This is a genomic window from Salinivibrio sp. SS2 (genome assembly GCF_001722075.1).
In the GTDB taxonomy this organism is placed as follows: Bacteria; Pseudomonadota; Gammaproteobacteria; order Enterobacterales; family Vibrionaceae; genus Salinivibrio; species Salinivibrio proteolyticus.
Map to the genome: position 1 here is coordinate 76,222 of NZ_MEBP01000066.1, position 13,205 is coordinate 89,426.

The following is a 13,205-nucleotide window of genomic DNA, read 5'->3' on the forward strand; positions in this document are numbered from 1 at the left end:
TATAATGTCCGTAAAAATTTCTGAAACTCAACTCATGTCATTAATTACCTCTGCAGGCATGGCCCGGTCAATAGCTATGGAAGCAATAGCATCAGCACGTCAGGGAGAAGTTGATGCTGCTATCCACCTTTTAAAAGAAGCAAACGAGGCTGCCAAAGAAGCTCATGCAATACAGACCGAATTAATTGGTATGGACGAAGGTGAGGGAAAACTACACGTCACTATTGTGCTAGTACATGCTCAAGACCACCTAATGAACGCGATGCTATGTATTGACTTAGCCAAAGAACTCGTTGAACTATATAAATTACTTGGAGAAAGGAATGATGTTTCCAAATAACTTTTTATGGGGAGCAAGCACTTCTGCGTATCAATGCGAAGGTGCAGCCACATCTTACGGAAAAGGTTTGTCAGTAATGGATGTATCTTCTGTTTTTCAGGAGTGTGGGGTAACAGATGTTGAGGTTGCATCTGATCATTACCACAGATTTATTGAAGACATTTCCCTAATGGCAGAAATGGGGTTTAAAGCTTACCGGTTTTCAGTTTCATGGTCTCGTATCTTACCGAATGGTATTGGTGAGGTGAATGAAGAAGGGATAGCTCACTATCACCGCGTTCTTGATGAACTAGAAAAACATCATATTGAACCGATAGTAACCATGTATCATTTTGACTTACCTCTTGCTCTGCAAGATAAAGGAGGATGGTCAAACAGAAGTACCATTGATGCTTTTACTGAGTACGCTTCGGTTTTGTTCAGCCATTTTGGCGATCGAATAAAATACTGGCTAACTATCAATGAGCAAAACATGATGATTATTCACGGGGATGCTTTAGGTACAAGCTCACACCGTAAAGTCAACAATGAAAAAAAAGACTTATACCAACAAAATCATCACATGTTAGTCGCTCAAGCAAAGGTAATGCAGTTATGTCATAAAATGACTGATGCTAAAATTGGACCAGCTCCAAATATTTCTTCAGTTTATCCTGCAACACCACATCCCGATGATATGCTTGCTGCTAGTAATGCTTCGGCAATTCGTAACTGGCTATATTTAGATGCGGCTGTTTTCGGAAAGTATAACAGTATCGCTTGGTCATTTATGGAAAGTGAAGGAATCATTCCCGACATACATGAAGGCGACATGGAAGTGCTTAAATCAGCACAACCGGATTTTATTGCGTTCAACTATTACTCTAATATGACAGTTCAGCGCAGTCGAGGTGAGAGCATTACTCAAGTAAAAGACCAACAAATGGGTGAATCTGAGCCAGGCTATTTTGAAAGTGTTCCAAATCATACATTAAATAAAAATGAATATGGCTGGGAAATCGATCCAATAGGGTTTAGGTATTGTTTAAGAGAAGTTTGGGACAGATACAGCCTTCCCATGATAGTTACCGAGAACGGCTTAGGTGCCAAAGATATATTGGTGATCGGTGATGACAATATTCCGACAGTAATTGATGATTATCGTATCGATTATTTACGAGCACATATCAAACAAATGCGACTCGCAATAGAAGATGGTTGCGATGTCTTCGGTTATTGTCCATGGTCTGCTATCGATTTGGTCTCTACACACCAAGGCATGAACAAACGATATGGGTTTATTTATGTTAACCGAGATGAATTTGACCTCAAAGATCTCGCGAGATACAAGAAAAAAAGTTTTTATTGGTATCAATCAGTTATTTCAAAAAATGGAACGTCTCTCGACTAAACCGTAGACTAAAACTAGTACACGTCAAACTCAATCAAAAGGCTTATTAGCTAATGTGTGTCATTTCTGATCACGTTCTACTCTCGGAAGTGACACATATTTATTATACTAATCAATATAATCTATCATCGATTCTACATGCTATTATCGTCTATTTTTTATATCACCCTATCACAACAAAGAGAAAATAAATGGGCAGATTACGAGGTTATTTATGCCTATCCTTCAAGTGGAATTAGCCATATGCCGCAACCGATAAGTCGCAGGTCAAAAGCGCTCAAATTTCTTGCATTAATGTAAGTAAGCCGTATTCTCCTGCGAGTAATACGGCCTTATAGATATAAAGTCACACTTTACAGCTTAAAGAAAGCCAGTTGTTCTTTTTGCTTCTCAGCCAATAGTGAGAGCTCAGCACTTGCACTCGCACTCTGGCTGATACCGGCGACATTTTGGTTGACGAGCTCAGAAATATTAACCACGTTACGATTAATATCTTTGGTGACTTGTGACTGCTGCTCTGCCGCGGTAGCAACCTGAGTATTGGAATCATTAATATCCGCAACCGACTCTGAGATAGCAACCAATGCATCACTGACACGCTGTGTCAGCTCACTATTGTGTGCCAACATCGTGATCGTCGTTTGCATGCTTTCATTGGCTAATACAGATTGATTTTGTAAATCCTCGATAATGACACCAATTTCCTTGGTCGAACCGGCTGTACGACCAGCAAGCATTCTTACTTCATCAGCGACAACTGCAAAGCCACGCCCCATCTCGCCTGCTCGAGCCGCTTCAATCGCAGCATTCAACGCGAGTAAATTGGTTTGTTCCGAGACACTGTGGATGACTTCAACGACATTATTAATTTTCTCTGATTGTTCATTGAGTTGCTGTACTAAACTTGCCGCATGATGCAATGCTTCCGACATTTGTGCACTGGCTTGAACACTCTCTTGAGATATTGTTAAACCAGATTTGGCCAACTCATCGGTCATACGAGCCGTCGAATCAGCGGCAGATGCATTATCACTGACATCATCAGCCGTACTCGACAGCTCATTCACTGCCGACGCCACTTGTTCAATTTCCGATAACTCTTGTTGTGCATTAGATTCCGCTTGAGTCATCACCGCCGCCAATTCTGTTGACGCCGATGCCACCTCTTCACTCATTCGGTTCAACTGATCGACCATGCTATGCAATTGCGTCGCGGTTTTATTGACATCCTGACTAAGGCTTGAGATTTCGTTTTTACCCTCAACCGTTGCTCGAACTGCCAAATTTCCTTGTGCTAACTCACGCATAACGCCCTGAAGCTGCTGGATTGGTGCCACAATCATTTTTGAAAGCAGCCAAGCAATGATCAACGAAACGGCAAGCACAGATAGCACAATAACCATCGCAGTGTTTATTTTGCTTCGCTCGTATTCTTGAATCTTTGCATAGTATTTCTCTTCGCGCTCCTGGGATCTTTTACTGACATTAACAACCGTCGTCAGTAAATCAACTGCCTGAGCCCTAAGTGCAGTATTCTGCGCTGCATACTCGCGTTCAGAAACGAGGCCTTTCTCATACTGTTCTAAAAATGTGAGCATCTTCTTTGAGCTATTCACAAACTCATCGACAAGATTAAGAATATGAGGAACATCGTTTTGGTAGTAATCGTCGTCTTGCAGTGTTTTTAAATGATGACCGATATCTTTTTTCCTTTGCTGTAAAGTAGAGATGAGAGCATTTCTACGAGCTGGGGAGATAATCGCATCAGCAACCTGAAGGCGCATATCATTAATATAATCAACAACATGCACTGATAGCGCATCAGTTTGATTTTGATATGATATTCTCATCACTGACGCATTTTTTAGTACACTTTCCAAATCATTTTTAACAATCCACAAACTCACTGTTAGAGCAAATGTGGCCACGAGAACAGGAAGCATAACCTGTACCCGAACAGAAAAATTTTTTAATGAAATTTGCATACATACTGTCCAATAAAATGGCTATAATTTTCATCGAAAGTAAAAACAGATAGCTAAAGTTAAATAAATGTAAACCTTACTGAACAACCCCTCAGAATGAAAAACGATAAAATAATCTTTAAAAAATAAAACACAAGTTAAAAATCACAAACAAAAAGAAGAACAATAAAAACATAAAAATAACAACACTTTGCACATGACCGTTAGCCATTTACAAAATTAGCCACTTATATTCATTCGCTATCATATGACGCAATCCAATTTTATCGATTAATAATCGTTATCACTCCTTTTTACATTTAACTACCATTTATTTTTATGTTGCAAAGCCAAAAATCTGTGTCATTAATACGGGGCTTAACGCGACAGCAAGTTGGCAGTAGAAAACTCAACGACTAGCATTAACGCAATGAATCTTAGTTGTTTCATCCGTTCGGCCTAGGCGCGAGCACATAGGCGATTTAACGACTTTTCTTTTCAACTAAGGTGACAATATGCTGCTTGCAACATTGGCGATTATTGCTGGGTTTGTACTTCTGATATGGAGTGCAGAAAGGTTTGTGGAAGGCGCGGCGGTGAGTGCCCATTATGCGGGAATGCCGCCTTTATTGATTGGCATGCTGGTCGTGGGCTTTGGTACATCTCTGCCAGAGATTCTAGTGTCGACCATGGCCGCGTTCGATGGTAACTCCGCATTAGCGCTCGGCAATGCGCTGGGCTCCAACATCGTGAATATTACCTTAATTCTCGGGGTAACGGCCCTGATTGCGCCCATTGCGGTCCATTCCACCATCGTCCGCACAGAGCTGCCGATTCTGTTAGCCATCACTCTTGTTATCGGGGTGATGTTGTGGAACTTCACGATTAGCTTCTACGAAGCCTTGCTGCTGATCGCAGGCTTCTTGCTGCTGATCGGCTGGACGGTGTGGCGTGGGATGCGAACTAAAGAAGATACCCTCGCCATCGATATGGATGCCGAGCTCACTCAGCAAACTCTCTCGCTGAAAAAGGCAATAATGTGGCTGGTGATCGGGCTCGCACTATTAGTTGTTAGCTCACGGATTTTGGTGTGGGGTGCCGTTGAGATAGCCCAACAGTTGGGCGTCAGCGATCTTATTATTGGCTTAACCATAGTCGCATTAGGGACCTCCCTGCCCGAGTTGGCCGCCTCGATTATCGCCGCCCGCAAAGGAGAGCACGATATTGCCGTAGGCAACGTAGTCGGCTCCAATATTTTTAACTCCCTTGCCGTAATTGGTATTGCCGGCGCCATCGAGCCAATTCGCGACATCACCGAAGAAGTCTTCTGGCGAGACTGGATGGTGATGCTCGCCGTGACGGTACTCTTGCTGCTGGTCTCAATGCGCTTTGGCAAAACGCGAGAAATCAACCGCGCCGAAGGGGGATTACTGTTTATATGCTACGTCAGCTACACCTGCTTGCTGATTTATGCCGCGCGGTAGGAGGTTACCAACCTCGGCGAAGAACATGTCTGCGCATAAACACATTGTGCGCAGACATTGGTGTGGTCTCTCATTCATTCGCATCAATAAATGCTTTTAGCGCCTGCTCGTCAGTGATCTCTAAGCCATTTTCTGTTTTGGTAATAAGTCCCCTTTCAATCAGTTCTTTCACTGCTCGTCGGTAGACGCGGCCTGACGTGCCAAACCGCTCAGCCTCTTGGTTGACTCTCTCAAACCCACCTAACAAGGTATGGGTTTGGCTCCTGATTAAAAGGTCATAAGCGATGTTGTAGGTAATAGGATGCAGCAATCGGTTGGTGTAGATAGCCATAGAGTCTTGATAATCTTCAGCTAACGCTGACGCAAAAAACACCATCATTTCAGGTTGCTGTTGCAGCTTTTCCGTTAGCGTTTGAATACAGATGACATCAACCTGCATATGCTCGTCTGCTATCACACTCCATTGGCAAGGCGATTGAGTGAAGTACTCCATTTCACCATAAATATGGTAATCGCAGTTTGCCTCACCGAGTTGAAAACGTCGCCCATTCGCCGCCAATATACTCATCGAGACTCGGCCCACCGGCACAACGTACAAGTGCTGAAGTTCCTCACCTTGGCGAAGAATCGCTTCACCCACATCAAAGTAACGCGTACTGATTTGACACTGATAAATCAAATCACGAAAAGCGGCACTGTTTTTCTCAAGGTATGTTTTGAAGCGACCGGTTGGATAAGGCCCGATTTTCATTCTCTGCTCTCTCAGAAAATCTAATGACAACAATGTCATTTTGATTGTACCCCGTCACAACCAATAAAAAAGCGACATGGACCTGCCGCTTTGCTATGCATTGATTGGCTACGAGAAAATAGCTGAGGCTAGAGCACAACTAACCCTGAGCAATGAGCGCTTCTAACGCCGTGATTGCCGCAAGCCTTTCACCTTCCATCATCACCTTAGTCTCATCTACATACTGCCCAATGCCTTCTTTCACATCTTGTTGATAGAGAACGACATTATTTAAGATAGACGCGACATGGAGGCCTCGTAACCGACCCACCGCCAACAGGGCAGAGGTTTCCATATCCGCACCTAACACGCCTTTTTGGTTCCAGTATTGGCATATCGCTTCTTCATTATCAGTATAAAAACTGTCATGAGAGCGAACGACACCGAAATGATATCGGGTTGTTTGCGTAGATAGATAGCGTTCCATTTCCTTTAATAATTGAAGGCTCGCATAGGCTGGATAAGCCGCATCCACATAGGCCTTAGAACCGCCTTCATCCCTTACTGCCCCCTCGGCGACGATCAGCTCTCCAAGCTGAATTCCGGCTTGCATCGAGCCTGCAGAGCCAACGCGTATTACATGGCTAGCACCGCATTGCTTTAACTCTTCAACCGCAATGAGCATGGATGGCGCACCGATCCCCGTACTACATATAGAAACCGATTGCCCCTTGTATCTGCCTGTAAAAACGCGATATTCACGATTTTCAGACATCATTTCTGCATTATCCAATAATGCGGCAATACGATTGGCACGATCGGGCTCGCCACACACAATCACACGAGGCGCAACTTGTGTTTCATCAACACCAATATGAGGTTGTTTGACCATAAAGACGATCCTTACGCTGCCGCAGTTTGAGTTAATGTTTTATCGTCGTTACGTTTAGCGCTACGCGCCCATTCTCGTGTGCCATTGGCAGCAATGAACATTAAAATCGCATACTGCGCAGACATTGCATAAACACCTTGTGTCGCGTAAATGCCCACACTAATAACGTTAATCACAACCCACAGAATCCAATTTTCCACATATTTACGTGTCATCAGCACTTGAGCAACAACGGACAGCACCGTCATCGTGGCATCCCAGAATGGGAACGCATCCGGCTCAAGCACGGGAGAGGCCAAGTTTGCGCCTAAAAGGTTTAAACCATCAACAGTGAAGCTTGCGAGCGAAAAGAAAAATGCATCAATATAGATGGTTAGCCAGGTTATCGAAATCACACTGACTGCCGCTGTCGCAATGAGCTTCTGCTTACTTAACCAACGCACCTCTAGGGTTTCGCCTTGCGCATTAGGACGGGTCCATGCGTACCAACCATAAATGTTGGCACAAAAGAAAAACAGTTGAAGCAGCAGTAACCCATATAACTGAATTTGAAAGAATATCACCGCAAACAGAGTGACATTGAGCAAACCAAACAGATAGTTAATCGTTTTCTCTTGGCTGGCAAACCAGATACACAGTAATCCAAAAACGGTTCCGAACGCCTCAATCCAACTCATCGCATAACCGTCTCCGAGTGGAATATTGACGAGGGTGTTATTAATGTCGAGCAAAGCAAATAGACTCATGGTGAGGCCTTTATTATTTTGTTGAGATTGTGCTTATCTTAGGGGCGAACAGCAGATAAAAGGAGGACATTTGTCCCCTCTTGGCTGAACTCGATCATAGTTCAGATGAATATATTATTTTTGCTATAAAAGGGCACGACACTTTGTCTGATAAGGTGCCTAACGCGGCAGCGCCAGGAGTAATGCACAACGCGGCCTCATCGCTGTCTTCTTCCTCACCTATTGATTTCACACATAGTTACACAACGGTGCACGTTTGCGCTTTACATCGATTGCGGGTCGATGAACACTGCTGGGCAGAGTATAATGACACCGATATCACGTAGAGTTAGTCACACATTATGAGCAATACCACCGTGAAAAAGCCGAGTCCCCTGTTTGAAATCCTGTTCAACGTTTTCATCCCCTCGATCATCCTGATGAAGTTGAGCGGCGATGAATACCTAGGTACAGCCATGGCATTGGTCGTCGCTTTGGCCTTCCCTCTCGCTTACGGCGGGATGGATCTGGTCCGTAACCAGAAATTCAATTTTATCGCAGCACTGGGCTTTGTCAGCGTATTACTGACAGGCGGGATTGGCCTACTTGAGCTCGATACCCGTTGGCTAGCCTTAAAAGAGGCGCTTATCCCCGGCCTTATTGGCTTGGCGGTGTTAGGGTCAACCTTTACCCGCTACCCATTGATGCAGAAGTTAATTCTGAATGACACCGTGCTCAACCTCGCGTTGATCAATCAGCGTTTAAAAGAGAGCGGGCAATCCGCCGCCTTTGAGCGTTGCTTGATGTGGTCAAACTATCTGTTCGCCAGCACCTTTGTGTTCTCATCGGCGATGAACTACTTCCTTGCCACGTGGATTGTCACCAGCCCTGCCGGCACACCCGCGTTTAATGAAGAGCTAGGCAAGATGACGCTGTATAGCTACCCGATGATTGCTATCCCTAGCATGTTGATGATGTTCGGCATCTTTTACTACATTTGGCGCCAGATACGCGCGATGACGTCGCTAGAAACAGAGCAAATCTTCCACCTAAAATAACAAGCTCCACGCGCGACGTTTCAAAAGCGGATCAAAAAAGGGAGGATAGCCTCCTCCCTTTAGTATCATTTCCATCCTTGACGCCACTTCTCGTCACTTTTGAGCTCACGCCAGTCAATCGGATATTCTTTTTTCGACAGGACCGACTCGAGCACGCATAACACCACCACACCGTCTTCATCATACTCAACGTCGGAGACGACAAAGTGCTTCTCGCGATTAATAGGTTTGACCGCCGTCCACTTGCTATTGCGTAACTTGGCTGGATTGATCTGGTTCACGCTCACCCCGTTAGATACTGCATCGGTTAAACATAACGATACCTAGTACGAACGAGGTTCGGTTTGGTTCAGTAGTTGGGGTTGGTGTGCTGATTTTAGAATCAAAGAATCGTCATCCAAAGCTCGCTAACACTGACCTGTATGACTTTCTAGCCTCATCGCTTAAAAAGCTGTCCATGCTCTGAAACAACGTCCAAAGCTCAGCGCCGTGCTGAAGTTTAAAGTCGTTGCTGCTATATACAAGTTCTAGTTCGTTAGCGACCGTTAACTCACAGAACAGCCTCGTCATCTCGCTTTCAAGTTTGAAAAATGAGCCGCTAAACCTGTCTTTAAACTCTATCTCAGTCCTTTGAGCGAATTGAGGAAAAACATAGTCTCGATCACATGAACAATATAAATAGACTAACGCCTCTTCTTCCCGTCCAATCACCTGTGCGATTTCTTGGCGCTGTTCCAGTGAAACCATTTTCTCATCGAAGCCCGCCGTACCGTACGCTGCATGAAAGAGGCCTGCCGTTTGAAGTAACTCGCCGCTCCCCCAACGGGCTAAAATACCCGCCGTTCCTTTTAAATGTGATTCCAAGGACCCATTGAGGTGTTGAAATTCTCCTGCACCAAGCTGTTGAAGAGCCCTAAATTTTTCCATAAAGCGAATTCCCTGTACTAGGTCATAGTTGACGGTTTGTTTAACTCGGTATTTTTAGAGAGAGACAGTCCACTATTTTATATTTTTCATCGCTTTTTCAATTGTTTGTGCTAACCCCTCTGGGTTTTCCCATGCCATTGAATGACCAGCATTTTCTACGACGTCCACACGAATATTTTGTCTAACCAACTCCTCATAATCAGGATCAGGTAAACTCTCACTACCGAATAAAAATGTTTTATCAGTGTTTAGTGAGTAGTACATTTCTCGCCAAGTTGGCGTCTGTCCATCAATTAAGGATAACGCATTTCTATAAATCGCAATGGGTGAACTATTTGACAGTCCTGCAGCCCATTCTGTATTACCATTTGCAACGCTTTCTTGGATAATGTCTTCATAGCCGTAGCCAATGAAGTCATTTTCACTATAACTTGCTATTTTTTGACTAAAAAAGCCACCACCCGAATCTAGATTAGCCTCGCTTAAAATAAGACAAATAACTTTATCTTTCAAAATTTCGGTTAATGTAATAGATATAGCGCCTCCCATACTATGACCAAAAATAACGACCTTATCTAACTTCAAGGATTTTAATAATTGCTCAATGCACTTAGCGTGGTTTTCAATTGAGTAGTCGAATATATCCGGCTTATCGCTATATCCAGAGCCAATTAAATCAACAAGTATGCGTCTATGGTTAGTCAAATCGCCTATTGAAACGACTTGTGGATAGTCAAATGAAGACGCACATCCAAGTCCATGAACAAACACAATTGGTATTTCATCACCAGGTAAATCGTGATACCTAAGCGTTACATCGTTTTCAAGTTTAAATTCTTTCATTTTATACTTCCTTATTTTCAAATATTATTATGTCAGGCATTCAACTCGTTTTCGCGTAGGAGTATCTATAAGAGTTGAATGATGGTGGGTTATATATGTATTCCTGTGGGAACGAGAGATCGCACCAGGCACATTGTAGCGAAGTAGGACCGGAAAGTTGATCCGCCTGCCGCAGCTTGTTAAATGATCATGGGCACACGGTCCGAGTGAGCCACTGTTTGATGAAGTTGCCGGAGCTTGCTGAGAGACACTTGAAACTGACCATTACTCGGTAGCTGCTTACCTTTGAACAGCTCCCAAACAAGGGCTCCCGGCCCGTTATAAATTTCCTCGAACGTACCGTCACGCAATATTTTAATAACAATCGCGTGCTGTGGCTGACTCCGGAATGCAACAGAGCTAGATTGCGTCGCTTTTATCTCAACTTCCACGCCAGCTTCAGTGACAGCATCGTAGCCTTTATTAGACGCTGTCTTCAGCTCAAGATTGTAAGCATCAGCCACAAGGCACTCACCCAGACTGCCAACCATATGACCATCAGGGGTAAAGTACCTGCCCGGGAACATAGCCTCTAACTCATTGACCGTGGCATAGAGCTGCTTGACCAAAGTTCGGAATTTATCGTGATCGATCATAGACATTTGACGTCTTTTTCTAACGTCCCTCATGAATTAACTCGTTCCCACGCTCCTGCGTGGGAATGCATATGGATTTTGAATCATGGACAGGATTCGCTACAGCATCACCGGTCCACACCAGACCTATGTTCTAACACTCTCGGGCAGTATCAATGCCTTTAACGAACAAGCCGATTCAATGCTCTAGGCGGCGTAATTTTACGCTGGTGATGGTGCTGTTTGTGTTTGAATGATAGCTCGAAATAGATATGCATTCCCACGCGGGAGCGTGGGAACGAGACAAGGTAACTGGAAAACAAACGTCTAGCCTTCTTTGTTAATAGCGCCTGCTTGGGTTAACCAAATAATGTCTAATGGCCCTGTCACAGGATTGGCAGGCAGCGGTGAGACCGCAGTAAGAGACCTTCTATATGTGTTTGCCGTAAGCAATGACTTAATGGCGGAAATGACAGAACGAAGTAGACGACTTTGCTGTTCGAGAGCATTGGCTGCTGCGCAGCCAAAAAAATGCTATTGCCTATTGACCGGAGAAGGGCTCATATGTGTTATGCCTATTTACTTGTCATTTTTTTCATTAGGATTTTCTTGAATGATTTCTTAGCCCTTGCTACGAATTCTTCTTCGGACTCATTTGATAGTGGTACGCCCACCTCTTCACTCAACTCTGACATCACGTCTTCACTGCCAGCTAATTTCTTTACTTCTTGTCCAAATTTTTCAGCTTTATTTTTAGTGCTGACCACACCACTTAGCAATACTACACTTACTACTCCGATAGATACATTTTTAAGAGCTAACTCTTTAGAGTCCGAGCTATCTTCAGTCGCACTCAGAAATGTTTTCAAACTTTTCATCTACTCCTCCGATTGCTTTGATGAGCGATAGAATGCTTTGAATATATGTGTAAAAGAATCCACTATCATATCTACAATCTTTTCCTTATCTTCGTCAGATAAATTATTCCACAAGCTCAAAATCCAACTAAAAAAACCAAGAATTTTAAAAAACATAATTATTCCTTTTTGTATTCTCACAGATAGGCATAACGCCTTGCTCAACGGTAAATTTGGAGTGCAGAGAGTAATTTATCCGTGTGCAGCAATCTGTTATACGCCATTCAATTATTATTGAAATACTCTTCAATTGCTTTTCTAGAAATTGAATATCTTATCAATTGCTCTGCTCTATCCCGATCTACAAGCCCTTTTTCTTCATCTAGTTTCTTTGCTCGCTTGGCAATGAGATAGGATGAAATATCTAGTTCTTCCGAAAGGTCTCTTGCATACATTTTTTTATTACTACCATTTAATTCATGCATTAGTCCGAGTTCAATTGAAGGAAGTAATTTCGATTTGTCAATTTTGTCCAGTTCTTTCTTTATGTCATCCGAAACAGATTTTACTTTAACTTCACTTTGACACTCGTTACATCGCATTTTGTTAAATTCCAAAAACGGGAGTTGTTCGTAGGGGTAGACTTTACCGCACTCAGGATTAACACACTGAATATGCTTTGATTTTTTTAGGAATTCTTCAAATATTCCATCAAACCCAAAGGGTCGAGCAATAAAATACTTTCTAAAATCACTCCCTGGAGGCTTTCCCCAGCGCATGTTTTCCAATAAAGTCAAACCATAGTTGAGGCAATATACTGAAACTTTTTTACCATCTCTATCGCTCATTTCCGAATACTTTGAAATAAAAAAGTTAAGTTCAAGAGTTCTTACGAACCTCTCTAGGCTAGGAGAAAAATTAAAATGGCTTGTGTACGGATTGGTTCTTTCTGCTTGATATACTGCACTGCTTAATTCTCCTTTAATAATTTGCCTTCTTATGCTCTTTAATTGATTTACAAAAATATTCAAGAGATTTCTTTGCTGTAACTCAGAGACCTTCTCATCGAAAGAAAGCAAGCTGTTAGTGGCCATATCAAAAAATGATGATATAACTTTCTCATAGTACTTTTGGGCTGCACTTTCTATTGCTGTTTTTGTTATTCTTCTACCTAATGATATATGAGTTTGATGACAATAAAATAGCAGATACCCAATAATCCGAGGTACATTCATGGAGCATTTAAAGAGCAACTCCATATAGTCATCAATAGTCATTGATGAAGAAACATCAAAATAGCTTTCAACAGGCTGTGCACTAAAATACTTAATCCTTGTATCAACGGCGTTGTTGATCAAATCAGGTAGGAGATCAACGACGC

General features: G+C 43.0%; 14 protein-coding genes. 4 read left to right on the forward strand and 10 right to left on the reverse strand.

The features are described 5' to 3' along the window. Positions 1-4: 4 nt before the first annotated feature. Together BGK46_RS06695 and BGK46_RS06700 are read left to right on the forward strand one after the other, a co-directional pair. The gene (locus BGK46_RS06695; RefSeq protein WP_069587883.1) at positions 5-340 is read left to right on the forward strand and encodes a PTS lactose/cellobiose transporter subunit IIA; all 336 of its coding nucleotides are present in this window, start codon (positions 5-7) and stop codon (positions 338-340) included. Beyond that, the gene (locus BGK46_RS06700; RefSeq protein WP_069587885.1) at positions 324-1,730 is read left to right on the forward strand and encodes a glycoside hydrolase family 1 protein; all 1,407 of its coding nucleotides are present in this window, start codon (positions 324-326) and stop codon (positions 1,728-1,730) included. Before BGK46_RS06695 ends, BGK46_RS06700 begins: the two co-directional genes overlap by 17 nt. A 353-nt stretch (positions 1,731-2,083) precedes the next feature. Here BGK46_RS06700 and BGK46_RS06705 read toward each other — a convergent pair whose 3' ends face one another. Next, a complete protein-coding gene (locus BGK46_RS06705; protein WP_069587886.1) occupies positions 2,084-3,715 on the reverse strand; it encodes a methyl-accepting chemotaxis protein in 1,632 nt (543 codons plus the stop codon). A gap of 494 nt (positions 3,716-4,209) precedes the next feature. Between BGK46_RS06705 and BGK46_RS06710 the strand changes: the two genes are divergently transcribed. After that, positions 4,210-5,178, forward strand: coding sequence for a calcium/sodium antiporter (locus tag BGK46_RS06710; RefSeq protein WP_069587887.1), 969 nt, complete (start codon positions 4,210-4,212; stop codon positions 5,176-5,178). Between the two features lie 70 nt (positions 5,179-5,248). Here BGK46_RS06710 and BGK46_RS06715 read toward each other — a convergent pair whose 3' ends face one another. The 3 genes from BGK46_RS06715 to pnuC all read right to left on the reverse strand — a co-directional run bounded on the left by BGK46_RS06715 (position 5,249) and on the right by pnuC (position 7,546). Continuing rightward, the gene (locus BGK46_RS06715; RefSeq protein WP_069587888.1) at positions 5,249-5,929 is read right to left on the reverse strand and encodes a Crp/Fnr family transcriptional regulator; all 681 of its coding nucleotides are present in this window, start codon (positions 5,927-5,929) and stop codon (positions 5,249-5,251) included. Positions 5,930-6,068: 139 nt separating this feature from the next. Beyond that, positions 6,069-6,800 (reverse strand): nucleoside phosphorylase, encoded by a 732-nt coding sequence (locus tag BGK46_RS06720; protein ID WP_069587890.1) that lies wholly within the window; start codon positions 6,798-6,800, stop codon positions 6,069-6,071. Between the two features lie 11 nt (positions 6,801-6,811). After that, a complete protein-coding gene (gene pnuC, locus BGK46_RS06725) occupies positions 6,812-7,546 on the reverse strand; it encodes a nicotinamide riboside transporter PnuC (protein ID WP_069587892.1) in 735 nt (244 codons plus the stop codon). A 341-nt stretch (positions 7,547-7,887) separates the two neighbouring features. On the opposite strand from pnuC, the gene BGK46_RS06730 reads away from it, so the two are divergent. Beyond that, the gene (locus BGK46_RS06730) at positions 7,888-8,583 is read left to right on the forward strand and encodes a VC0807 family protein (protein WP_069587894.1); all 696 of its coding nucleotides are present in this window, start codon (positions 7,888-7,890) and stop codon (positions 8,581-8,583) included. A gap of 65 nt (positions 8,584-8,648) precedes the next feature. On the opposite strand, the gene BGK46_RS06735 is transcribed toward BGK46_RS06730, so the two are convergent. From BGK46_RS06735 to BGK46_RS06760, 6 genes are all read right to left on the reverse strand, one after another. Beyond that, positions 8,649-8,864, reverse strand: coding sequence for a TIGR02450 family Trp-rich protein (locus tag BGK46_RS06735; protein ID WP_069587895.1), 216 nt, complete (start codon positions 8,862-8,864; stop codon positions 8,649-8,651). Between the two features lie 112 nt (positions 8,865-8,976). Further along, the gene (locus BGK46_RS06740) at positions 8,977-9,510 is read right to left on the reverse strand and encodes a DUF6817 domain-containing protein (protein ID WP_069587897.1); all 534 of its coding nucleotides are present in this window, start codon (positions 9,508-9,510) and stop codon (positions 8,977-8,979) included. 72 nt (positions 9,511-9,582) lie between these two features. Next, on the reverse strand, positions 9,583-10,353 hold the full coding sequence (locus BGK46_RS06745) for an alpha/beta fold hydrolase (protein WP_069587898.1): 771 nt from the start codon (positions 10,351-10,353) through the stop codon (positions 9,583-9,585). A 179-nt stretch (positions 10,354-10,532) separates the two neighbouring features. After that, on the reverse strand, positions 10,533-10,994 hold the full coding sequence (locus BGK46_RS06750) for a DUF6998 domain-containing protein (protein ID WP_254659665.1): 462 nt from the start codon (positions 10,992-10,994) through the stop codon (positions 10,533-10,535). Between the two features lie 548 nt (positions 10,995-11,542). After that, positions 11,543-11,845, reverse strand: a complete 303-nt coding sequence (locus BGK46_RS06755) for a hypothetical protein (RefSeq protein ID WP_069587899.1) — start codon at positions 11,843-11,845, stop codon at positions 11,543-11,545. A 263-nt stretch (positions 11,846-12,108) separates the two neighbouring features. Beyond that, positions 12,109-13,101 carry a winged helix-turn-helix domain-containing protein gene (locus BGK46_RS06760; RefSeq protein WP_175418644.1) on the reverse strand — a complete coding sequence of 331 codons (993 nt, stop codon included), beginning with the start codon at positions 13,099-13,101 and terminating at the stop codon, positions 12,109-12,111. Between the last annotated feature and the right edge of the window lie 104 nt (positions 13,102-13,205).